This window comes from Nonomuraea sp. NPDC059007, from assembly GCF_042740555.1.
Taxonomy (GTDB): domain Bacteria; phylum Actinomycetota; class Actinomycetes; order Streptosporangiales; family Streptosporangiaceae; genus Nonomuraea.
Map to the genome: position 1 here is coordinate 1 of NZ_JBHYJD010000049.1, position 19423 is coordinate 19423.

Sequence of the window (19423 nt, forward strand, 5' to 3'; positions counted from 1 at the left end):
TTTATTGCCCCGCCCCCCCCCTACATCAACCCCCCCTCTGCGGTCGCCTGCGTCTTTTTTTTAAATCCCCGTGGTTCCGCCTCCGGGCCCGGGGCCGCGGGGGGCGCCCCACGGATCTGCTCACCACGGTCGAGTTCTTCCGGCAGGGCGTAGGGCATCCTGAGGTAAGCACAGAACACGTCCACGACTGTCTGCCGCAGGCCCGGGTTGTTCTGCGCCAGCTGCTCCAGTGCGTAGAGGCCAGCCAGCCGGACTGGAGCTTGAGCATGGCCGAGCTGTTCAGCGGCCTTGCCGTAGCGATCGGTGTCATGGCCGCGTTCGCCGAGTTGGAAGGTGTACCAGGCGGTTTTGGAGTTGCGCGCGGTGTAGTAGACCGCCATCAGGGCGGCCAGGCCGGTGGCGACCGCCAGGACCCGGCCGCGGATGGTGTCGACGGCGGCGGCGAGCTTTTCGCCCTGCAGGCCAGTCACGCCGTCGATGTGCTCCAGCCACCAGGGTGCGCCTGGGCCGAGCATCCAGCCGACCGCGACGACGATCACCGCGACGGTAACGGTAACCATGATCGAGAGAGGCTTCATATCGTCCTCTGTGGGGGCTTCGATCTCGTGAGGATCTTGCCCCCAACGTTGGCGGACTGTCAGACGAGAAGTCCCAGAGTTTCCGGCATCTCCCCGGCCGTCAACTGCCGGTCAGGATCGGTTTCCTCGTCGGCGCAGTCGATGATCATCTTGACGAGGGTTCACTTGTCGTCGTCGGAGAGCTCGTCCAGCGAGGCGATCGCCGGTTGGAGCAGCGGCATGATGGCCTTGGGCGCGATGGCGTCGTCATCGCTGCTATCCAGGCCGATGACGATCCCCATGAGTACCTTGGTCAGCGTTCGTTCGAGCGTGGTCATGATGGAGCTCCTGGCCGGGCAGCGGAGAGAGGTGGCCGTACGGCCGGCGATGTCCGGGAAGGCTGGCATGCCGAGATGGATCGTGGTCGTGTGGCGGGCCCGCTCACCGAGCTGGGCGAGCTTGTCTTCGGCCCCGGCGAGGCCGACCTTGAGTCCTTCGACCTCGCCGAGCCAGCCTTCTCGTTCGGCCTCGGCGATGCGGTCGTGCAGGTTGTCACGGATCTCCTCAAGGCGTCCCCGCTGGGCGGGGTCCGGTCTCAGGAGTGAACATCTGACACAAGCGTGTTCATGGATGCAGGGTGAGGCGAACGCGCGGCCGCAGGTGCCTACCGAGACTTTCCGCTTCTCGAAGTGGGCGAGGAAGGCGTCCCATTCTTGGTCGGTGGGAGTACGGTATTCCTCGCTGGGGCCGTTCGGCGCGGCGGCGGGCGATGAACGCACGGTGGTGGGTGATGACGTCGTCGGGGCAGATCGCGGCATAGCCCATCGTGGTATCGAGCAGGGCGTGTCCGCAGATCTTGGCGGCGATGTGGGATGGAAGTCCGGAGCGCAGGGCATCGGTGACGAAGATTCGACGGAAGTCATGGGGCCGCCATTCGAGAAGTTCACCGGCGATGGTGATCCGCGCGGCGGCCGAGGTGGCGATCTGGCATTCGCCGATGTAGTACGCCTTGTCGGCGGCCACCGCGCCGGGGCGGGTGCGCAGACGGCCGGCACGAACGGGGACCTTGATACGGGCCAAGACGGCGCGGCACTGCGGGCTGTCGCCGGCCTGGCCGGGAGTCAGGACGAAGGACAGCGGACGGCATCGCCGGTCGGCGGACAGGTGGACCTTGCTGGTCAGCCCACCCCGAGAGCGGCCCAGCCCGGCCGCTTTCAACCGTGCCCTACTCCGGAGCCGCACCTGCCGGCGTGCAGTCTGCTCCCCGTTGTGCTCTCCCCCGCCGTCGGGGGCGGTGTGCTCCTTTGGTCGAGCTCTGCTCTTCCTCGGCGGCCTTCTCCAACGCCGCCAGGAGTTCGGGTCCAGGGCCATCCCGGCGGCGTGGTGGTGGGCACGGGCCGTGGTGGAGTCCACGCTGACCAGCCCGAGGTCCGCCTGCCCGCGGGCAGCGGCCTCGGCGATCACGGCCTCCATCAAATCCTGGAAGACGCCGGCCATCGCCCACAACCGGAACCTGTCGTAGACGGTGGACCAGGACCCGTGCTCTCGGGGCACGTCCCGCCACGGGCTGCCCGTGCGGAACCGCCACATCGCCGCGTTGAACTGCCGCCGCAGGTCCGGGATCGGACCTCGCTCACTCAACGGGAGGTGAGGATCTATCAAGGACCGCTCGTCGTCAGTGAGATCGCCGCGTGCCATGGCGATGGCCTGCCAGGGTCGGACGCCACCGCGCAGGCGGATCCGCAACATCATGATCTCAACTGCGAACAGGCCCTAGGTCTCCCTCAGCGCCAGAAGCGCGTAACAGCCGGGTCAGGATTGGGCTGGTCACCGCGGCGCCTGCGCGAGGATGGCGGTGGTGTGGGCGTAGACCTGCTGCCCGAAGGCGGGGTCGCGGGAGGCATCGGATGACGTGTCGAGTTCTGCGGCGCTGTAGTAGCCGCCGGTCGCGCCGTCCCATGCAGAGTCGCTGGCCAGTCGAATGCTAGTGCGTGCGCCCTTCTCCGGGCCGGCCAAGAACGCCTTCCCCACTATCTGAACCATCTTGAGGACGCCGCCGGCGTTGCGCCCGAACGCAGTCGCGACGCTGCCGGGATTTGCGGCGTTGACGGTCACTCCACTACCGGCAAGTTCCCTGGCCAGGGCATAGGTATAGGCAAGGTTGACCAGCTTGGAGTCGCTGTATGCCTGGAGCTGGCTGAATTCAGTGGGATAGGTCCAGTCCTGCAGTTTCGGGTTCCCGCGCTTCTCCAACGTCGAGGACAGGTTGACCACGCGCGAAGGCCGTCCTGTCACGGAGGCCCCGTTGCGCAGAGTGTCCAGCAGCGCCGAAGTGAGAGCTGCGGCTGCCAGGTGGTTGACGGCCAGCGTCCGTTCCACCCCGTCGGGGGACAACGCGCGTTGGGAGAACGCCGCGCCCGCGTTGTTCACCAGCACGTGCAGGCCCTCCGGGGTCGCCTGCAGCACCTGCTCGACGAGATCCCGCACACCCGCCAGCGACCCGAGGTCACCCGACACCGGCACGAACCGTCCCCCGCCAGCTCCAAGTTCTCGGGCAACCGCAGCGGCCCGCGCCTGGTCGCGCGCGTGGGCCAAGACGACCGCCCCGGCCTGACCCAGGGCCGCCGCAGTTGCCCGACCGATCCCGCTGGTCGTCCCCGTCACCAGGACGGTCCGCCCGTCCATCGTCCAAATCCCTGTCGACGCCCGACCTGCCATCTGCCGCCTCCTTCATAGATACTGAACCCCGACAGTACATTAATTACTGAACATATACAGTATTTACCTCGTGAGGAGTCGGGCGTGGATCCAGCAGCACACACAGAGGGTCCCGATGAGGCCGCGAATGGCGCGGCGCTCGCGGAGAGCCTCTTCACGGCGGTCCATAAATTGCGACAGAGGGCCAGTAGGCAGCTGTTCAACGAGCAGGTCACCTACGAACGGCTCCGACTGCTGACGTTTCTCCGCGATGACGGCGACCTCACCATGACCGAGATGAGTCGTCGACTCGGTGTGACTCCCCGGGCCGTGACCACCCTTGCGGTATGCCTGGAGTCCGCAGGCATGCTGACCCGACAAGCCCACACCCGAGACAAGCGCTCTATCGTCCTACACATCACCGATACCGGACGTCTGGCCGCCGACCGCCTCTGGGACGATCACCGCGACGCAATGGCCGCCGTCGTCGACAAGCTCACCGACGACCAGAAGACCGCACTTCGCGACATCCTTGACGCTCTCGACACCTGAAAACTGGATCAGGCACACTTTCCGTGATTCGGGCCAGTCGCCGCCCGTGGCGGGGGACATTGCTGGTCGTGATCGCCGCCAGCTGAAGATGCGGGCCGATCGACTGCCACTCGTCATCGGTGAGATCGCCACGTGCCACCAGGCAGGTCGACTGGATCACTCCGATTGTGATCCGAACTCAGAACACGGCCTAGTGCTGACCCACGCCACCGCCCTCGGCGTGCTCGCGCTTCCCGGAGCGGCACAGGCGGTGGCCGAGTTGGGCGCCGGGTTCGGCATCGGCGTGGTGGCCGCGATCATGGGGGTAGCCGGGCCTCTACCTGGCCTTACCCAGCTCGCGTGTACCGGGTGACAGCGTCCTTAGCGACCGGTTCGATCCTCAAGATCACTCTCAGCGCCAACGGCTGTACCGATGTTCCTCGGCCCCGGCTCCGGAGCGCGGCGGCCGGTGCGCTCGAAGGTCACCCGGGCCAGCCACCGGCGGTCAGCCGCCAGCATCGGCGCGTTGCCCCGGCCATGGCCTGGGTGCTTGCGGGCCGTCCTCCACCAAGCGGGTGGTCTCGCTCTCCAACGTGTGCTCGGTGGAGCGCGCTGCCGCCCGTGGGGTGAGGTCGGCGGTGGGGGAGGGGCTCATATGGTTCTCCATGATCAACAATCTGAGGAGCGATAAAGCAGATCATCGCTGCTCAGCCGCCGACAGGCATCGCTCACGCCGAATCCGCGCAGCGCAACAGCCTCCCCCTGGGCCTGTCGGTGATGAGAATCCCGCTGACATCAAGTGAGAACTCTCAGCTGGTCAGATCGATGCAGGGGCGCGCAGGGGCGGTCAGAGCGGTTACTTGCGGGAATTCTCCATTCCCGCAAGTTGCCCTGACGGCTCGCGACACAACGGATCTTAATTTCTGATTTTGATTTTCTGGAAAATCGAAAATGCTAGAGTGCTTCTGTGAGCGGGGAAACGGGCGTGGTGACGCCTTGTAAGCACTGTGGGACGCCGATTGAGCAGCGGGCGGGGCGGGGGCGGCCCAAGGCGTACTGTCCTGAGGGGGATTGTCAGGCGGCGGCCAAGCGGGAGCGGGAACTGCGGCGGGCCACACCTGGGCTTGAAGGGGCGTTGGCCAGGGCTGAGCAGTTGTATGACCGGATGGAGACCGGGCTGGCGGCGGCTGTTGAGCCGTTGGCTCGGGCGTTGTCCCAGGAGCTCAGTCCTGCTGGGGTTGAGGCCAAGCTGAGTGCGGTTCAGGCTGAGGCGCATACGCGGGTGGCGATCGCGCGTACGGAGCGGGAACAGGCCTTTGAGCAGGTACGGCTGGCCCGCGAAGCCGTCGAGGAAGCGCAGCGGGAGACCGAGCGTATGCGGGGGCGGGTGGGCGAGGCCGAAGCGGAGCGGGATGCCGCGCTCGGTGATGCCGAGCAGGCCAGAGAGCAGGCGCTGGCGGCGTTGCGGGAGGCGGCTTCCACGGAACGGCAGGCCAAGCAGCGGGCCGATGAGGCCGTGCGGCAGGCCAAGGAGCTGGCGGACGGGGCGGCTCGGCGGGCTGAGGAGGTGGCCGAGGAAGCTGCTCGGCGGGTTGAGGCGGCCGAACTTGCCCGGGAGGAGTTGGCTGGGCGGGTTGAGGCGGCTCTTGGGCAGGTTGCGGTGGCGGAGGCGCGGGCCGTACAGGCTGAGCAGGAAGCTGAGCGGGAACGGGGGAGTGCGGAGGCGGCGGCGGTTGCGCGGCGGGAGGCTGAGCGGGGGCGGGAGGAAGCCGAGCGGGACGTCGCGGCGGCCGGGGCGCGGGCCGAGGCGGCGGTGCAGGAGCGGGAGCGGGCGGGCGCGCGGGCTGATGCCGCGGAGGAAGGTCGGCGGCTTGCGGTCGCGGAGCTCTCCAAGGCGGAGGCTGCCCGGGATGAGGCGTGGGTACGGCTGGCCGAGGCGCAGGACGCCCGGGACGCGGCTCGGGCGGAGTTGGGCGAGGTCGAGGCTCGGGTGGCCGCCGGCAGTGGCCCCGAGCTGGACGAAGTACGGGCTGAGCTGGACAGGACGCGGGCCGAGCTGGATCGGGTCAGGGGAGAGTCGCTGGTGGATCGGGCTCGGCTGGAGGATCTGCGGGCCGAGTTGGAGACGGTCAGGGCGGAGGCGGCCCAGTTGCGGGAGCGGGCGGTCGTCGCGGAGCTAAGGGGCGGTGGGGCCGGACGGTGACGGGCACTCAGGTCAAAGGACGGTGGAGGGCGCTCGGGTCATGGGGTGGTGAGGGCGGTGCGCTGGGCTGGGGTGAGGCGGTCTGGGCGGGTGGTGACCGAGTAGGCGCCGGTGGACGCATGCAGCACGGTCAGAGGGTCGGCGATGGCCGGGCGTTGGATGAGGGCGTTCAGGCCGTCGGCGACGCGTTCGCGGGGGAGTGCCAGTGCGGTGGCGAGTTCGTCCACGGTGAGTGGCCGGGCGGCGTGGACCAGGGCGGCGAGTACCGTCAGCGCGTTGTGCACGGCCGGTTCGGTCAGGACGGTGCTGGACATCTCCTCGCTGATCCAGGTGAAGAAACGGCCCATGCGGGCCAGCCGGACTCCGGCCGCCGTGTCGGCGCCCAGGATCTCGATGCCGTCTCGCGTCGCCTCGGCGACCTTGTCGTGGGCGCGCGTGTCGGCCGTCCAGGCGCGTAGCCAGGAGTCCTCGTGGACGATGTAGCGTTCGCGGCGGCCGCCGGGGTCGGGTTCGCGGCCGACCAGTCCCAGGGGATGGAGGTAGGCGATCGCCTTGGAGACCGACGCGGGGCTGACCCGCAGGCGCGCCGCCAACTCGGCCGCGGTCAGGCTGCCCGACTCGGTGGTGAGCAGGCAGACGAAGACCCGGGACGGCATGCGGGGCAGGCCGGTCCCGGACATGAGCGCGGCGAGCCGTTCCGCGAAGTCGTGGGTCACGGTCGGTGACACCGTCCGGTACGGCCGGCGCCGCCCCGCCCGCCGCCCGGTGGCCTGCTGGGCGTGGTCGGCCAGGTAACCGCCGGGCCCGCCGTTGCGCGCGACCTCGCGGCTGACGGTCGAGGTCGGCCGGCCGAGCCGCCTGGCGATCTCGGCGTATCCGAGGCCTTCGGCGACGCAGGCGGCGATCTGCCGGCGTTCGTCGTGGGTCAGCCTGCCTCCGGGCATCGGTGCGCCTCCTGGGTGCGTTTGTCGACAAGTCATTGCAACACTCGTTGCGTTTCCCGTCAATACCATTGCAATTATCAGGGCAAAAGCCGCACTTTCCGTTGACGATCTGTGAAACGCAACGTAGCCTTTCCGCGATTCGAAAGGGGTGCGACAAGCATGCACGTAATGGCGATTTCCACGATCAGCGACGAGCGGGGATTCTGGGACACGCTCAAGCAGGCGCACGGCCGGCTGCCCGCGGGCGCGCGGTGGCTGGTGGCGGTGGCGAGCACCGACGGGACCAAGGCGGTCAACGTCATCGTTCACGACTCGATCGACAGCGTGAAGGCCATCCTCGACGGCCCCCACGCCACGACGGAGTATGTCGAGGCCGACAGCGCCAACGCGGTCGGGCTGCCCGGATGACCCCGGAACGGCTGCTGGAGATCCTCGACGAGTTCCAGACCCCGAGCGCCGCGGTCGGCATCCTGCACAACGGTGAGATCACCGAGCTCGCCGCCGGAGTCAGGCATGTCGTGACACGAGAGCCCGCGACGCCCGGCACCATCTACCAGTGCGGCTCCCTGACGAAGACCTGGACCGCGCTCGCCTTCATGCAGCTCGTCGATGAGGGCAAGGTCGCCCTGGACGAGCCGGTGCGGACCTATCTGCCCGGGTTCGCGGTCGCCGATCCGGAGGTCGGCGCCGCGGTCACACCGCGCCACCTGCTGAACCACACCAACGGCATCGAGGAGTCCTTCGGCGATCCCGGTGAAGGCGACGACGTCTATGAGCGCATGATCCGCAACATCGCCGGGGCGCCGCAGGTGCACCCGCTGGCGTACACCCATGGATACAGCGCGGCGCTCGGCTACGCGGTGCTCGCGCGCATCATGGAGGTGGCCGACGGGCGGCACTGGGACGACATCATGAAATATCGGCTCTTTGAGTCGATGGGGTTGACCAGTACGAGCAGCCGGCGTGAGCACGTGGACCGGACACGGGCGGCCACGGGGCACGTCGTCCGCTCGCCGGAGGAAGGGCCGATCGTCTCGCCGGTGGACTACCTGCCGCGCTCCTTCGGCCCCGGCGGCAACCTCAGCTCGACGACCGGGGAGGTGCTCGCGCTGGCCCACGTCCTGCTCAACGGCGGCAAGGCGGCCGACGGCACGAGGATCGTCTCGGCCGCGGCCGTTCAGGAGATGATGCGGTCACGCGTGCCGGTGCCTGATCCGTACATGTTCGGACCGGAATGGGCGCTCGGACTCATCGTGTGCGACTGGCACGGCGAGACCGTCTACGCGCACGACGGCAGCACCATCGGCCAGAACGCCCGGTTGCGCGTCCTGCCGGACTCGAACCTCGCCCTCACGATGCTGACCAACGGCGGGCCGCGCGACGGCCTGTACCGGAAGGTGTTCAACGAGATCCTGGCCGAGCTCGGCGCGGTCACGATCCCCGCCCTCCCCGCGCCCGTCCCGGATCTCAAGCTCGATCTTTCGCGGTACGACGGCGTCTACGAGCGACCGGACGTCCGCTACGAGGTGAAGGCGGAGGGCGAGAAGTTGTTCATGACCCTCTTCCTCAACCCGATGGAGGCCGCGTTCCTCGGCAAACCGGACCGCCTGACGTACGAACTGCTGCCGGTGAGCGACACGCACTTCCTGATGCCCACCGAGGAGGACACCCAGACCGTCGCGATCTACGACTTCAAGGACGGCGCGGCCCAGTACCTTCACACCAACTGCCGGGTGACGCCCAGACGCCCGGCATAGAGTTCGGGAATGTTCACCTCGTCGCTCTCCGCCGAGGGGAACGCATCCGCCAGAGGCATCAGCGGGCCTACGAGGCCGCGAAAGCCGAGGCGGGCTCGGGCCAGACGTTCACGTACCTGGGCAGGACTCTGGTGGTTCCGCCGGAGGTGCAGCCGATCACCGGAATGTCCCATCTGCTGGGGGAGGCGGTGCTGAACGAGGTCCGCCCCGACGATCGTGTCCTCGACATGGGCACCGGCTGCGGGGTCAACGCCGCCGCCCGGCGACCTCGACCCCGCCTCCGGCCAGGCCCGGCCGTCCTACACGCCGCCGAAGATGGTGCGAACAGCTTCACTCTGCTCGACTTCTCCGGCCACACCTCGGTCGCCTCGCTGGCGCGTTACGCCCGGGTCTCGCCTGACGCGCGGGCCCGCTGGCAGGAAGGCCGCGACCCGGCGTCCCGCCGACGCTGAAGCCTGGCCGGTGGTCGGAGGGGAAGTACCGGGTGGCCAGCCGGCGGCGAGCGAGGTGGCGGGGATGAGCATGCTGTCCCTGTCGGGTGGCAGGCGGGGCGGTCGGACCGGCGGAAGGCTAGCGGACGGGCTTGACCTTGATCGGTGGGATGCGCCGCAGGCAGGAGGTGTCGCTGAGGCGTTCGTGGCGGATGAAGCCGGTCACGATCGCTTTCGCGCAGCCGGTGGCGTCGAGCTCAGGTATGTGCCCGGTGTTGGGCACCGGCAGGAATCGGGCGCTCGGGAACTGCGCCGCGTTGCGCCTGCCGTTCTCGTCGGAGGTGTTGCTGTCGAGGTCGCCGGAGATCACGAGCGTGGGCACGTCGGGGAGTTTCCCGGTCAGCGTGTACGGCCGGGCCGTCCCCTCCTTGGGCCAGGCGATGCACAGGTCGCCGCCGTCGAGCGGGCTGGTGGCGAAGGCGCGCGGGCTGAAAGCGCCGAACTCGGCGGGGCGGGCACGTTCCACGGAGCGGTGGAACTGCCGCCACCGCTCGCGCAGGGGTGCGTGCACCGACCACGGCCTGGCGTAGTCGTTGCACACCACACTGGTGCTCAGTGCCTGGTCGTCCTGGTCGGCGGCTAGTTCCTTGAACACGCCGCCGATCTCGTTGACCAGCGGGCGGAAGTCGCCTCGGGCCGCGTGGTGGAGACGGGCCGGCAGGCGGCCGAGCAGCGATGACTTGCCCGGTGTGCTGCCCACGGCGTGGCTGGCCGGGAAGGTGAGCACGAGGGCCAGTGTGGACTCGGTGAGCGTGAGGGCGCGTGGCTTGCCGTCCACGGTGATGGTCATCGGGCGGGGCTCGGCACGCAGCCGGGCGTTGACGGTCCGCAGGTCGGCGACGACGGCGTCGCCGTCGCAGGCGGCGGCGCGCTCGCAGATGCGCCGCAGGGTGAGGGAGATCGCCCTGGCGCTGGGCCCGCCCAGGGGGTCGAAGCCGACCGGGTAGGCGCCGGAGAACAAGATGGAGCGCACGGTTTCCGGGTGACGTTCGGCGTAGATCGACATCAGGTAGGTGCCGTAGGAGACGCCGTACAGGACGATCTGGTCGAGGCCGAGGCGGCGCCGTACCGCGTCGATGTCGTCGGCGGTCGCGGCCGAGGTGTAGCCCTCGGCGCGGGGGCCCAGGGTGGCGGCGCAGCGGGCGGCGGCGCGGCGCAGCTCGGGCCGGGTGAGCAGGGCGAGGCGGGTCAGGCCGCAGGTCAGCTTGCCGGACTGGCCGGTGCCGCGCGGGTCGATCAGCAGCAGGTCGTGGTCGGCGGCCAGCGATCTGGTCAGCTTGGTGTATCCCTTCGCGGACTCGATGGCGCCGCCGCCGGGGCCGCCCGGGTTGACGACGATGGTGTTCTTGGCGGGTTTCGACTCGTCCTTGCGGCGGATCAGGGCGTAGGCGACGTCGACGGTGCCCAGCGCCGGCTTGCCCGTCACCAGGGGGCGCGACTCGGATCCGCATTCCACACGGTGGCCGGCGACGGTGGGACACCAGGCAGGCGCGCTCTGCGCGGGGGAGGGCGATGACAGCACGGACACAACCGTGGTGATCGCCATGAGAGCGGAAATCAATGATGTTCCTGTCTTTCGCGAAGGCGGGTCAGCCGCAGAACAGCGAGTCGATCACCTTGAAGAGCTGCGCCGGCTCGGCGAACTTCGGGTTGGCCGTCGTCAGGTTGAGCACGGCCCGGTGGCGCCTGTCCAGCGTGGAGGCGACATAAGTGGCGTAGCCGGAGATGCCGCCGCTGTGCCCGTAGACCTGCTTGCCGCAGGACGTGGCATACCGGAAGATGCCCAGGCCGGGCTCACCGTCGCCTTGGTCACCGGCCGGCGGGGCCGTGACGTCGAGCATCTCGCGCAGTTGTGCCGGCTTGAGCACCTTGCCGGCCAGCAGGCGCTCGATGAACCTGTCCAGGTCGGCGGTCGTGGACACCATCCCGCCCGCCGCGTTGGCGGCGGTGGTGTTGAGCCGGGTGAAGTCCACGGGCTTGCCGCCGATCCACAGGTAGCCGCGCGCGTGCGGCCGGGGCAGGCTCACCTTGTCGCCGGGATACCAGGTGGAGCGCAGGCCGAGTCGCCGGGTCGCCTCCTGGTCCCACGGGTTGCCGGTCACCTTCTCGATGATCATGCCGAGCAGGTAGTAGTTGGCGTTGGAGTAGGAATGCTTGGCGCCGGGGGCGAACCGCCGGGGCGAGTCGTCGGCGAGCTTGACGAGTTCCTCGGTCTTGACGTGGGTGTAACGGTACTTCTGCGTGCCTTCGTCGCCCAGGTACTTGGTGTTGCTGGCGTCGTCGCTCAGGCCGCTGGTGTGCCGTAGCAGCATCCGCACGGTGATCTTGCCGCCGTCCTTGAGCACGCCGGGCAGGTAGGTGTCCACCGTGCCGTCAAGCCGGACCTTGCCCTCGCCGACGAGCCGCAGTGCTGCCGTGGCCACGATCATCTTGGTCACGCTGCCGATCCGGAAGTGCCCGTTCAGCGGCACCGGCGTCTTCCTGCCCCACACCGCGGTCCCCGAACGCGCACTCCACGTGCGCCCGTCCTGGACCACGCGCACGACCGCGCCCGCCTGGCTGAGCGCGGTCAGCTCGTCCAGGTTGCGCTGCACGACGGCCTTACGGCTGTCGAGCGCCGCCTGAGCGGGTGCCGAGGTCGCCGTCACGGCCGCCGCCGCGGCCAGGATCGCGGTCAACGTCTTCTTCATGGGATTCGCCTTTCTCACACATCGGTACGGCGGCGCCGTCTGCGGCCCGCTCGTTCATGGGGATGGTTCGACCCTAGAAGCGCCGTTGACCGGGAAAATCGGCCCAGAGACCGATCCGGGGCAGAGCCCGCGGAAGGAGCCGGACGCGGCCGCGTGTCTTTGGATACGCGACCTAAGTCGGAGCTCGTTTAGGCTGGTGCCTCCCATGACAACCCAGGTGCCGGCGTCCGTGTCCGCGCTGCGGCGGTGGCTGACCGGGCATCCGCGCGCGGCTGATCTCCTCTTGGTGAGCACGTTGATCGCCTTCGACGTGCTGGTCTGGGCCGACTACAGCACCGACGACGGCCTCCTGAGGCCCGCGCTGATCGTGGCGCAGGTGGTGCCGCTGCTCTGGCGGCGCACCCACCCCTGGACGGTCCTGGCTCTGGTGAGCACGTTGAGCCTGGTTCAGGGCGTGACCGCGCCGCCGGACGATCACACCGGCGGACTGTTCGTGGCCTTCGCCGGATACGCCGTTGCCCGCCATGCCCGCCCGCCGCTCAGCGCGGCGGCGATTCCCCTCGTGGCCGCCACCCTCCTTCTGCCCGACCTGATCCGGACCTGGCTCGGCATGCCGCCATCCACCGACCCGGGCTGGAGTGTCACGGCCCTTCTGCTCCTGCTCGCGATCTCCGCGGGAGCGTGGTCGCTGGGGTTCGCGCACCGCCGTACCCACCTCTATGCGGTACGTCTGCGCGCCGAGCAGGAGCGCAGCACCAGGCGCGCTGTCGCGGCCGAACGCGCCCGCATCGCCCGCGACCTGCACGACCTGATCGCCCACCACGTCAGCGTCATCGCCATGCAGGCCCGCTCCACCGCCGAGACCCTGCCGGAGGAACCCGGCCTGGCCGTGATCGGAACCTCGGCCGACACCGCCCTGACCGAGATGCGCAGAATGGTCGGCCTGCTGACCGACGACCACGACGGCCCGCAGCCCTCCCTGGCCCACCTCGACGCTCTCACCGCCCCGTTGAACGCCGCCGGGTGCCGGGTGGAGATCACCGTACCCAGCAGCCTCACCGCCCCGGACGCCGTGCAGATCACCGCCTATCGCATCATCCAGGAGGCGCTCACCAACGTGCTCAAGCACGCGGGCGCCACCACCGTCGACCTGACCCTGCGCCAGGCGCCGGGAAGACTGACCGTGACCGTCATCAATGGCCCACCTTCGCGCCTCCGGCCTCCGGCCCCGCAGGGCTCCGGGCTCGGCCTGATCGGCATGCGCGAGCGCACCGCCCTCTTCGAGGGCACCTTCAGCGCCGGCCGTACGCCCGAGGGCGGCTGGCGCGTCGAAGCCGCCCTTACTTGGCAGGAGACATGACCCCGATCCGGCTGCTGATCGCCGACGACCAGGAACTCATCCGCGCCATCCTCAAAGCCACCCTCGCCCGCCGCCCCGGCTTCACCGTCGCCGGCGAGGCCCGCGACGGCGAACAAGCCATCGCCGCCGCCCTCGACCTGCGCCCCGACGTCATCCTCATGGACGTGCGCATGCCCGGCCTCACCGGCGTCGACGCCACCCGCCGCATCCTCACCGAGTGGCCACACCCCGAGCCCTGCCCCCGCGTACTCATCCTGACCACCTTCGACCTCGACGAGTACGTCCACGACGCACTACGGGCCGGAGCCAGCGGCTTCATGCTCAAGAACGCCACCCCCGACCAGCTCGCCGAAGCCGTCCGCGTAGTCGCCGCCGGCGAGGCGATGCTGGCCCCCACCGTCACGCGGCGCCTCATCGCCACCTTCGCCGCGACCCCGCCGCCCTCTCCCAAGGCCGTACCCGAGGCTCTCGCCGCCCTCACCGAACGAGAACTCGACGTCCTGAACCTGCTGGCCCGCGGGCTCTCCAACGCCGAGATCGCCCAAGCCCTGAACCTCACCCAGACCGGCGTCAAAGGACGCGTCAACCGCCTACTTGGACGGCTCGGGCTGGCCAATCGCGTACAGGCGGCGATCCTCGCCCAGGAACATGGACTGACCACGCCGCCGGGGACGTGATCACGGCCGATATAGCCGATGCTTCCCGCCTTTCGGAAACGCGGGGGTTTCCGGTGCCAGCGCCATCGGCGCAAAGCTCCGGGGGTCTATACGCCCTCATCCACTGCGCCATCGTCATCGGGCTGCTCGGGGGTCTCGCCGGGTTGGCGCAGGCCGTCGGTGGGTGCGGAGGAAGCGATGGCATGCGGCCCAGGACGTTGAGGTGGGCGTGGCCAAGCGGGCTGAGCCGGGCAGCGTCCTCATCGTTGACCAGGATGCCCTGGGCGCGCAGCAGGTCGACGGCAGCCCGTCTGCCGAGGCGAGCAGCCCGCCGCGCTGGGCCTCGATCAGGATCGCGTTGGCGGCGGAAGCGTCCAGCTAAGTTACTCGCGGGTACCGCCAACGGCTGTCCGCAGGTTCCTCAACCCCGGGATTCACCCGGCGGGTCGTCGCCCACAGCGACCTCGTCAAGGACGGCTGGAAGGTCGACTGTTTCACCTTCCTGCCGGCCAGGTCGTGAGCAGCGAGTGGAGGGTGTCGAGGATGCGGGCCCAGGAGGCGCCGGAGTCGCGGGCGCCGTGGCTGAAGCCGCCGGTCCGCTCCAGGCTGACGTAGCCGTGGAAGGTGCTGTGCAGCAGGCGTACCGCGTCGGTCTCGTCGGGCTCGGGCAGCGCGTAGCCGCGCAGGATGGCGCGGGCCATCGCCGAGTGCCGGCGGGCGGCGTCGGCGGCGGGGCCCTCGGGGTCGATCTCGATCTGGGCGGCGGCGTAGCGGCCGGGGTGTTCCGTGGCGTAGTCGCGGTAGGCGTTGGCGAAGGCGGCCAGCGCGTCCTTGCCCGAGCGGCCGGCCAGCGCGGCGGCGGCCCGCTCGGCCATCTCGGCCAGGGCCAGGGCGGCCATCCGTACGCGTAGGTCCTGGGCGTTCCTGATGTGGGAGTACAGGCTGGCGTCCTTGACGCCGAACCTGCGCGCGAGCGCGGAGACGGTCACGTTCTCGAAGCCGATCTCGTCGGCCAGTTCCGCGCCCGCCCTGGTCAGGCGGTCGGCGCTCAGTCCCACGCGTGCCATGTGACCATCTTCCTAGAGGGATTAATCATTTGCATAGTATCTCTAGGAAAAGTTAGCTTCGCCGGTATGAGACCACTGACCGAGCGTGAGATCCGTGCCTCCTTCGTCAACTGCAGCAAGGGGGAGGCCAAACGGCTGGCCGTACCCAGGGATCTGGCCGAGCGGCCTTGGGATGACCTGGACTTTCTCGGCTGGCAGGACCCCGCCGCGCCCGAGCGGGCCTATCTCGTCGCCGACGACGGCGTGACGTTCGCGGGGGTCGCGCTGCGCCGCGCCGCGCCGAACGCCCGGCACGTACGGCGCAGCATGTGCTCCATCTGCCTGACCAGCCACATGGGCGACGGCGTGTCCCTGCTGACCGCGCGCAGAGCCGGGAAGGGCGGCCAGCAGGGCAACTCCGTGGGCGCCTACATGTGCACCGACCTGGCCTGCTCCCTCTACCTGCGCGGCAAGAAGGACGCCGGGCCCGGCGCGCGGCTGCACGAGTCGCTGACGCTGGACCAGCTGGCCGAGCGGACCGTGGCCAACGTCAACGCGTTCCTGGAGAAGGTCACCCTGTCGTAAGCCGCAGCCGCTCGACGAGGTCGTGCAACTGGTCGCGTTCCCCGGCGCTCAGCGGAGCGAGAAAGGCCTCCTGCGCCTCGGCGAGCGCCCGCGCCGCCTCCTTGAACGCGCGCTCGCCCGCGCCGGTGAGCGTCACCAGGTGCTTGCGCCGGTCCGCCGTGCTGCGCGAGCGGCGGGCGTACCCGCGCTGCTCCAGGTCGTCCAGCACGGCCACCATCGTGGTCCGGTCCAGGCCGGTGGCCTGGCACAACTCCTGCTGCGAGTGACTGGCGCCGCGCATCTCCTCGATCACCCGCACGTGCCGGCCGCGCAGGCCCAGCGGCGCCAGCACGCCGTCGAACCGCGCCCCGGCCTGGGCTCCGAGCTTGACGAGCAGGTAGCCCGTCTGGGTGTCGAGGCGTGGCTCCATGAACCCCAATCTAGGGCCTTCACGCGGGCACATCGATTCCTTATGCTGATAATCAGCTCTACTGATAATCAGAAAGAGGGAACATGTTGGACAGGATCATCCTGGTGGCACTCGGCGTGATCACCGCCACGCCGGTCGCCGCCCTGTTCGTGCCCGCGTCCCTGATCACCGCGTACGGCATGGCGGTGCCGTCCGACCCGATGGCCCTGGCGCTGCTGCAGCACCGCGGCATGCTGCAGGCGGCGCTGGGCGCCGCGCTCGTCTGGGCCGCCTTCCAGTCCCTGGCCCGGATCCCGGTCGCCGCCGCGGCCATCGTGACCAAGGCGACCTTCCTGGTCCTGCTCGGGCCCGAGCGGTTCGGGGACACGCTCGGCGCGCCGTTCGACGTGCTGGCCATCGCGCTGCTGGTCGTCGTGATCGTCCGCCGCAAATTCGACACCAGATAGTTTGAGGTCGTACTATCAGACGTATGCGTACTCTGATCCGTGGCGCCCGCGTCTTCACCGGCGAGCGCATCCTCCCCAAATCCGATGTCCTGATCGTCGGCGACCGGATCGCCGAGCCCGACGGGCTGCGCGCCGACGTGGAGATCGACGGGACGGGCAAGACCCTGCTGCCCGGCCTGATCGACGCCCACGTGCACGTCTCCGACGGCATGCTCGCCCAGGCGCTCACGTTCGGCGTGACCACCGAGCTCGACATGTTCTGCCTGCCCGGCAACCTCGCCCGCCAGCGCCGGCTGGCGGCCGAGCGCGACGACGTGGCCGACCTGCGCAGCTCCGGCGTGCTGGCCACCGCGCCCGGCGGGCACCCGAGCCAGATCATGGCCGCCGAGGGCGGCGCGCTCGACTGGCTCGGCGACGCGGTGGGCCCCTTCGACACGATCGCCGACGCCGGGCAGGCCAAGGCGTTCGTGGCGGCACGGGTGGCCGAGGGCGCCGACTACCTGAAGATTGTGATCGACAACGGCACGAGCGCCGGGCTCGACCTGCCGGTGATCGGCCCGGACGTCGTCGAGGCCCTGGTCGAGGCGGGGCACGCGGCGGGGCTGCGGACGATCGCGCACGTCGCCACCGCCCGCGACACCGCCATCGCGCTGGACGCCGGCATCGACGGCCTGGCCCACGTCTTCCACGACAGCGCGCCCGGCGACCCGGTGACCGAAGAGCTGGCCGCCCGCGTCGCCGGGCAGGGCGTCTTCGTGGTCAGCACGCTGGCGTACATCGAGTCGATCACTCAGGACCCGCGCGGCGCCGAGCTCGTGCGTGACGAGCGGATCGCCGCCCGCCTGCCCGAGCGTTCCAGGGCCGCGCTCGACCGCGACCACTCGGTCGTCCCCGTCCATCCGCAGGGCGTCGTCAACGCCCTGAGCACGGCCGCCGTCCTGCACCGCGCGGGAGTCGCCCTGCTGGCCGGCACCGACGCGAACTTCTTCGCCCCGCTGCACGGCGCGAGCATGCATCGCGAACTGCTGCTGCTGGTCGAGGCCGGCCTCACCCCCCAGCAGGCGCTGGCCGCCGCCACCCGCCTGCCCGCGCTCCACTTCGGACTCACCGACCGCGGAAGCATCCTGCCCGGCCTGCGCGCCGACCTCGTCCTGGTCGACGGCGACCCGACCCGCGGCATCACCGCCACGCGCGCCATCGCCGAGGTCTGGCGCCGGGGCGTACGCCAGCCGCGCTGACCCACGGCAGGAAAGACCGGACACCCAAGATTCCGGACCTGCGCACGCCCATTCCTGGGGTACGGCCCCGCCCGCTCCGATAGTCGAGTCATGACTCAGACGAAGAGATGGCTGCGATTCGGACTGCACTACCTCGAGATGGCCGTCGCGATGCTCGCCGGCATGCTGCTGCTCGGCCTGCTGTGGGACGCGGTCCTGCCCGGAACCCGCAGAACCGACGTCGACGTCCTCATCATGGCCGCCGACATGACCGTCGGCATGGCGCTGTGGATGCGCGTACGCCACCACGCCTGGCCCGCCATCGCCGAGATGAGCGTGGCCATGATCGCCCCGTTCCTCCTGTTGCTCGTCCCGTACTGGTTAGGGGTGATGTCCGGCCATCTGGTGATGACGATCGGGCACGTGCTCATGTTCGTCGCCATGGCGGCGGTCATGCTGTGGCGGCGCGAGCAGTACCTGAACCATGAGCATCGGCTGGATCCTCGCTGGTTCGGGCGCGCGGGGGTCGTGCTGGTCGCGCTGCTGGTCCCCGCGTCGGTCTCGGGGGTGAACACCGCGGGGAAGTTCGCCGGTCTGTACGCCGCCCGCGCCGACGCGGTCACGGTACGGCCGGCGGGCAACCAGGCCAGGCACGACCCGGCCAAGCCCACCGTGGCCCTGCTGGTCAGCGGCGGCGGCACCAACGCCGGCGACCTGCTCGGCCCGTACGAGGTGCTGGCCGGCTCCGGCCGCGTCAACACCTACGTCGTCTCGCCCGGAGCCCGGCTGGTGCCGCTGACCGGCGGCCTCGACCTGGTGCCCGACCTGACCTTCGGCGAGCTGGACCGGCTGCTGGCCGAGCGGCGCGACACCCTCGACGCCGTCGTCGTCCCCGCCCTCAACCACCCGGCCGAGCTCGGCGCGATCACCGCGTGGCTGCGTCGGCAGGCGGCGGCAGGGGCGCTGGCCGTCAGCGTGTGCGCGGGGGCCCGCACGCTGGCGGCCAGCGGACTGCTGGACGGCCGGCCCGCGACCTCCCACTGGTGGCGGCTGCCCGAGCTGCGCGCGGACTACGGCAAGGTCGGCTGGGTCGGCGGCCGCCGCTACGTGGACGACGGCGAGGTGATCTCCACGGCCGGCGTGCTGTCCGGGATCGACGGCGGGCTGCGTGTCCTGGAACGGCTGGCCGGCATGGACGCCGCCCGCGAGGCCGCCCGCCGGGTCCACTGGCGCCACTACACGCCCGGCGTGTCCGGGTCCGTCCCGGTCTCCAGCTGGGAACCGGCGGACGTGGCCGTCGTCGCCCTGAACTCCTCCTACCAGGTCGGTCCTTCCGCCATCGGCGTCCGGCTGGTCGAGGGGACGGGGGAGCTGGAACTGGCCTCGGCGTTCGCGACGTACACCGAACACTCCATGATCGGGCGGACGGTCGCGGTCGGAGAGGGGCCGATCAGGTCGCGGCACGGCCTGACGTTCGTCCCGCGCGCCCGCGACGCCGGCGGGCTGGACCGTCTGCTGGTGCCCGGTACGGCTGCCGCCCGGGGCCGGGAGGCGGGCGCGGTGTATCTGCACACCGGCGCCGAGTTCGCCTTCGACCCGGTCCTGCGTGACATCGCCCGCACCTACGACGTGCCGACCGCCCGGTGGGCGGCCAAGACGCTGGAGTACCCCGTGATGGACGTGGACCTGCGCGGCAGCGGCTGGTTGTGGCCGGCGACGATCGTCCTGCTGGTGCTCCTGCTTCTGGGCGCCGTCGCGGCCGTCGCCGGCCGCCGGGCGGTGCGCTGGGCGCTCGGCCGCCGGGGGAGCCGGTAGGGCCCAAGGCGTGGGCATT

22 protein-coding genes are annotated in these 19423 nt (G+C 70.0%); 13 read left to right on the forward strand and 9 right to left on the reverse strand.

Annotated elements, in window-relative coordinates:
- Positions 1-20 precede the first annotated feature (20 nt).
- The gene (locus tag ACFWY5_RS46730) at positions 21-578 is read right to left on the reverse strand and encodes a hypothetical protein (RefSeq protein ID WP_379638732.1); all 558 of its coding nucleotides are present in this window, start codon (positions 576-578) and stop codon (positions 21-23) included.
- A 161-nt stretch (positions 579-739) separates the two neighbouring features.
- Positions 740-964: a hypothetical protein gene (locus ACFWY5_RS46735; RefSeq protein WP_379638733.1), complete on the reverse strand. Its 225-nt coding sequence runs from the start codon at positions 962-964 to the stop codon at positions 740-742.
- A gap of 6 nt (positions 965-970) precedes the next feature.
- Here ACFWY5_RS46735 and ACFWY5_RS46740 point away from each other — a divergent pair, with 6 nt between their 5' ends.
- Positions 971-1162, forward strand: coding sequence for a hypothetical protein (locus ACFWY5_RS46740; protein ID WP_379638734.1), 192 nt, complete (start codon positions 971-973; stop codon positions 1160-1162).
- Positions 1163-1181: 19 nt separating this feature from the next.
- Here the strand turns inward: ACFWY5_RS46740 and ACFWY5_RS46745 are convergent, their stop codons facing one another.
- Together ACFWY5_RS46745 and ACFWY5_RS46750 are read right to left on the reverse strand one after the other, a co-directional pair.
- Entirely contained in the window at positions 1182-2309 is a 1128-nt protein-coding gene (locus ACFWY5_RS46745; protein ID WP_379638735.1) for a transposase, read from the reverse strand.
- Positions 2310-2384: 75 nt separating this feature from the next.
- A complete protein-coding gene (locus ACFWY5_RS46750) occupies positions 2385-3275 on the reverse strand; it encodes an SDR family NAD(P)-dependent oxidoreductase (protein ID WP_379638736.1) in 891 nt (296 codons plus the stop codon).
- Between the two features lie 84 nt (positions 3276-3359).
- On the opposite strand from ACFWY5_RS46750, the gene ACFWY5_RS46755 reads away from it, so the two are divergent.
- A complete protein-coding gene (locus tag ACFWY5_RS46755) occupies positions 3360-3806 on the forward strand; it encodes a MarR family winged helix-turn-helix transcriptional regulator (RefSeq protein WP_379638737.1) in 447 nt (148 codons plus the stop codon).
- A gap of 1261 nt (positions 3807-5067) precedes the next feature.
- Complete coding sequence (locus ACFWY5_RS46760) at positions 5068-5988, forward strand: hypothetical protein (RefSeq protein WP_379638738.1); 921 nt, start codon at positions 5068-5070, stop codon at positions 5986-5988.
- 38 nt (positions 5989-6026) lie between these two features.
- On the opposite strand, the gene ACFWY5_RS46765 is transcribed toward ACFWY5_RS46760, so the two are convergent.
- Positions 6027-6932 (reverse strand): MarR family transcriptional regulator, encoded by a 906-nt coding sequence (locus ACFWY5_RS46765; RefSeq protein ID WP_379638739.1) that lies wholly within the window; start codon positions 6930-6932, stop codon positions 6027-6029.
- 168 nt (positions 6933-7100) lie between these two features.
- Between ACFWY5_RS46765 and ACFWY5_RS46770 the strand changes: the two genes are divergently transcribed.
- From ACFWY5_RS46770 to ACFWY5_RS46780, 3 genes are all read left to right on the forward strand, one after another.
- Positions 7101-7340 carry a hypothetical protein gene (locus ACFWY5_RS46770; protein ID WP_379638740.1) on the forward strand — a complete coding sequence of 80 codons (240 nt, stop codon included), beginning with the start codon at positions 7101-7103 and terminating at the stop codon, positions 7338-7340.
- Entirely contained in the window at positions 7337-8689 is a 1353-nt protein-coding gene (locus tag ACFWY5_RS46775) for a serine hydrolase (protein ID WP_379638741.1), read from the forward strand. Before ACFWY5_RS46770 ends, ACFWY5_RS46775 begins: the two co-directional genes overlap by 4 nt.
- Before the next feature lie 164 nt (positions 8690-8853).
- A complete protein-coding gene (locus ACFWY5_RS46780; protein WP_379638742.1) occupies positions 8854-9141 on the forward strand; it encodes a hypothetical protein in 288 nt (95 codons plus the stop codon).
- 118 nt (positions 9142-9259) lie between these two features.
- Here the strand turns inward: ACFWY5_RS46780 and ACFWY5_RS46785 are convergent, their stop codons facing one another.
- Together ACFWY5_RS46785 and ACFWY5_RS46790 are read right to left on the reverse strand one after the other, a co-directional pair.
- The gene (locus ACFWY5_RS46785; RefSeq protein ID WP_379638743.1) at positions 9260-10606 is read right to left on the reverse strand and encodes an alpha/beta fold hydrolase; all 1347 of its coding nucleotides are present in this window, start codon (positions 10604-10606) and stop codon (positions 9260-9262) included.
- Between the two features lie 163 nt (positions 10607-10769).
- Positions 10770-11870: a serine hydrolase domain-containing protein gene (locus tag ACFWY5_RS46790; protein ID WP_379625217.1), complete on the reverse strand. Its 1101-nt coding sequence runs from the start codon at positions 11868-11870 to the stop codon at positions 10770-10772.
- Positions 11871-12075: 205 nt separating this feature from the next.
- Here ACFWY5_RS46790 and ACFWY5_RS46795 point away from each other — a divergent pair, with 205 nt between their 5' ends.
- From ACFWY5_RS46795 to ACFWY5_RS46805, 3 genes are all read left to right on the forward strand, one after another.
- Positions 12076-13230, forward strand: coding sequence for a sensor histidine kinase (locus tag ACFWY5_RS46795; protein ID WP_379625214.1), 1155 nt, complete (start codon positions 12076-12078; stop codon positions 13228-13230).
- A complete protein-coding gene (locus tag ACFWY5_RS46800; RefSeq protein ID WP_379625212.1) occupies positions 13227-13907 on the forward strand; it encodes a response regulator in 681 nt (226 codons plus the stop codon). Before ACFWY5_RS46795 ends, ACFWY5_RS46800 begins: the two co-directional genes overlap by 4 nt.
- Before the next feature lie 208 nt (positions 13908-14115).
- Positions 14116-14268, forward strand: a complete 153-nt coding sequence (locus ACFWY5_RS46805) for a hypothetical protein (RefSeq protein WP_379638744.1) — start codon at positions 14116-14118, stop codon at positions 14266-14268.
- 112 nt (positions 14269-14380) lie between these two features.
- Here the strand turns inward: ACFWY5_RS46805 and ACFWY5_RS46810 are convergent, their stop codons facing one another.
- Complete coding sequence (locus ACFWY5_RS46810; RefSeq protein WP_379625208.1) at positions 14381-14953, reverse strand: TetR/AcrR family transcriptional regulator; 573 nt, start codon at positions 14951-14953, stop codon at positions 14381-14383.
- 66 nt (positions 14954-15019) lie between these two features.
- Here ACFWY5_RS46810 and ACFWY5_RS46815 point away from each other — a divergent pair, with 66 nt between their 5' ends.
- Entirely contained in the window at positions 15020-15517 is a 498-nt protein-coding gene (locus tag ACFWY5_RS46815) for an FBP domain-containing protein (RefSeq protein ID WP_379625206.1), read from the forward strand.
- Here the strand turns inward: ACFWY5_RS46815 and ACFWY5_RS46820 are convergent.
- On the reverse strand, positions 15504-15926 hold the full coding sequence (locus tag ACFWY5_RS46820) for a MarR family winged helix-turn-helix transcriptional regulator (RefSeq protein WP_379638745.1): 423 nt from the start codon (positions 15924-15926) through the stop codon (positions 15504-15506). The genes ACFWY5_RS46815 and ACFWY5_RS46820 overlap by 14 nt on opposite strands.
- 83 nt (positions 15927-16009) lie before the next feature.
- On the opposite strand from ACFWY5_RS46820, the gene ACFWY5_RS46825 reads away from it, so the two are divergent.
- The 3 genes from ACFWY5_RS46825 (at position 16010) to ACFWY5_RS46835 (ending at position 19404) form a co-directional block, all read left to right on the forward strand.
- A complete protein-coding gene (locus tag ACFWY5_RS46825; RefSeq protein WP_379638746.1) occupies positions 16010-16372 on the forward strand; it encodes a hypothetical protein in 363 nt (120 codons plus the stop codon).
- Between the two features lie 23 nt (positions 16373-16395).
- Entirely contained in the window at positions 16396-17610 is a 1215-nt protein-coding gene (locus tag ACFWY5_RS46830) for an amidohydrolase family protein (RefSeq protein WP_379638747.1), read from the forward strand.
- Positions 17611-17700: 90 nt separating this feature from the next.
- On the forward strand, positions 17701-19404 hold the full coding sequence (locus ACFWY5_RS46835; protein ID WP_379638748.1) for a DJ-1/PfpI family protein: 1704 nt from the start codon (positions 17701-17703) through the stop codon (positions 19402-19404).
- The last annotated feature ends 19 nt before the right edge of the window (positions 19405-19423 follow it).

What these genes read in the sequence shown, in the direction of transcription:
- ACFWY5_RS46730 (WP_379638732.1), bottom strand. Translation starts at nt 578, where the DNA reads ATGAAGCCTCTCTCGATCATGGTTACCGTTACCGTCGCGGTGATCGTC.
- ACFWY5_RS46735 (WP_379638733.1), bottom strand. Translation starts at nt 964, where the DNA reads ATGCCAGCCTTCCCGGACATCGCCGGCCGTACGGCCACCTCTCTCCGC.
- ACFWY5_RS46740 (WP_379638734.1), top strand. Translation starts at nt 971, where the DNA reads ATGGATCGTGGTCGTGTGGCGGGCCCGCTCACCGAGCTGGGCGAGCTT.
- ACFWY5_RS46745 (WP_379638735.1), bottom strand. Translation starts at nt 2,309, where the DNA reads ATGATGTTGCGGATCCGCCTGCGCGGTGGCGTCCGACCCTGGCAGGCC.
- ACFWY5_RS46750 (WP_379638736.1), bottom strand. Translation starts at nt 3,275, where the DNA reads ATGGCAGGTCGGGCGTCGACAGGGATTTGGACGATGGACGGGCGGACC.
- ACFWY5_RS46765 (WP_379638739.1), bottom strand. Translation starts at nt 6,932, where the DNA reads ATGCCCGGAGGCAGGCTGACCCACGACGAACGCCGGCAGATCGCCGCC.
- ACFWY5_RS46770 (WP_379638740.1), top strand. Translation starts at nt 7,101, where the DNA reads ATGGCGATTTCCACGATCAGCGACGAGCGGGGATTCTGGGACACGCTC.
- ACFWY5_RS46775 (WP_379638741.1), top strand. Translation starts at nt 7,337, where the DNA reads ATGACCCCGGAACGGCTGCTGGAGATCCTCGACGAGTTCCAGACCCCG.
- ACFWY5_RS46780 (WP_379638742.1), top strand. Translation starts at nt 8,854, where the DNA reads ATGTCCCATCTGCTGGGGGAGGCGGTGCTGAACGAGGTCCGCCCCGAC.
- ACFWY5_RS46790 (WP_379625217.1), bottom strand. Translation starts at nt 11,870, where the DNA reads ATGAAGAAGACGTTGACCGCGATCCTGGCCGCGGCGGCGGCCGTGACG.
- ACFWY5_RS46795 (WP_379625214.1), top strand. Translation starts at nt 12,076, where the DNA reads ATGACAACCCAGGTGCCGGCGTCCGTGTCCGCGCTGCGGCGGTGGCTG.
- ACFWY5_RS46800 (WP_379625212.1), top strand. Translation starts at nt 13,227, where the DNA reads ATGACCCCGATCCGGCTGCTGATCGCCGACGACCAGGAACTCATCCGC.
- ACFWY5_RS46810 (WP_379625208.1), bottom strand. Translation starts at nt 14,953, where the DNA reads ATGGCACGCGTGGGACTGAGCGCCGACCGCCTGACCAGGGCGGGCGCG.
- ACFWY5_RS46815 (WP_379625206.1), top strand. Translation starts at nt 15,020, where the DNA reads ATGAGACCACTGACCGAGCGTGAGATCCGTGCCTCCTTCGTCAACTGC.
- ACFWY5_RS46820 (WP_379638745.1), bottom strand. Translation starts at nt 15,926, where the DNA reads ATGGAGCCACGCCTCGACACCCAGACGGGCTACCTGCTCGTCAAGCTC.
- ACFWY5_RS46825 (WP_379638746.1), top strand. Translation starts at nt 16,010, where the DNA reads ATGTTGGACAGGATCATCCTGGTGGCACTCGGCGTGATCACCGCCACG.
- ACFWY5_RS46830 (WP_379638747.1), top strand. Translation starts at nt 16,396, where the DNA reads ATGCGTACTCTGATCCGTGGCGCCCGCGTCTTCACCGGCGAGCGCATC.
- ACFWY5_RS46835 (WP_379638748.1), top strand. Translation starts at nt 17,701, where the DNA reads ATGACTCAGACGAAGAGATGGCTGCGATTCGGACTGCACTACCTCGAG.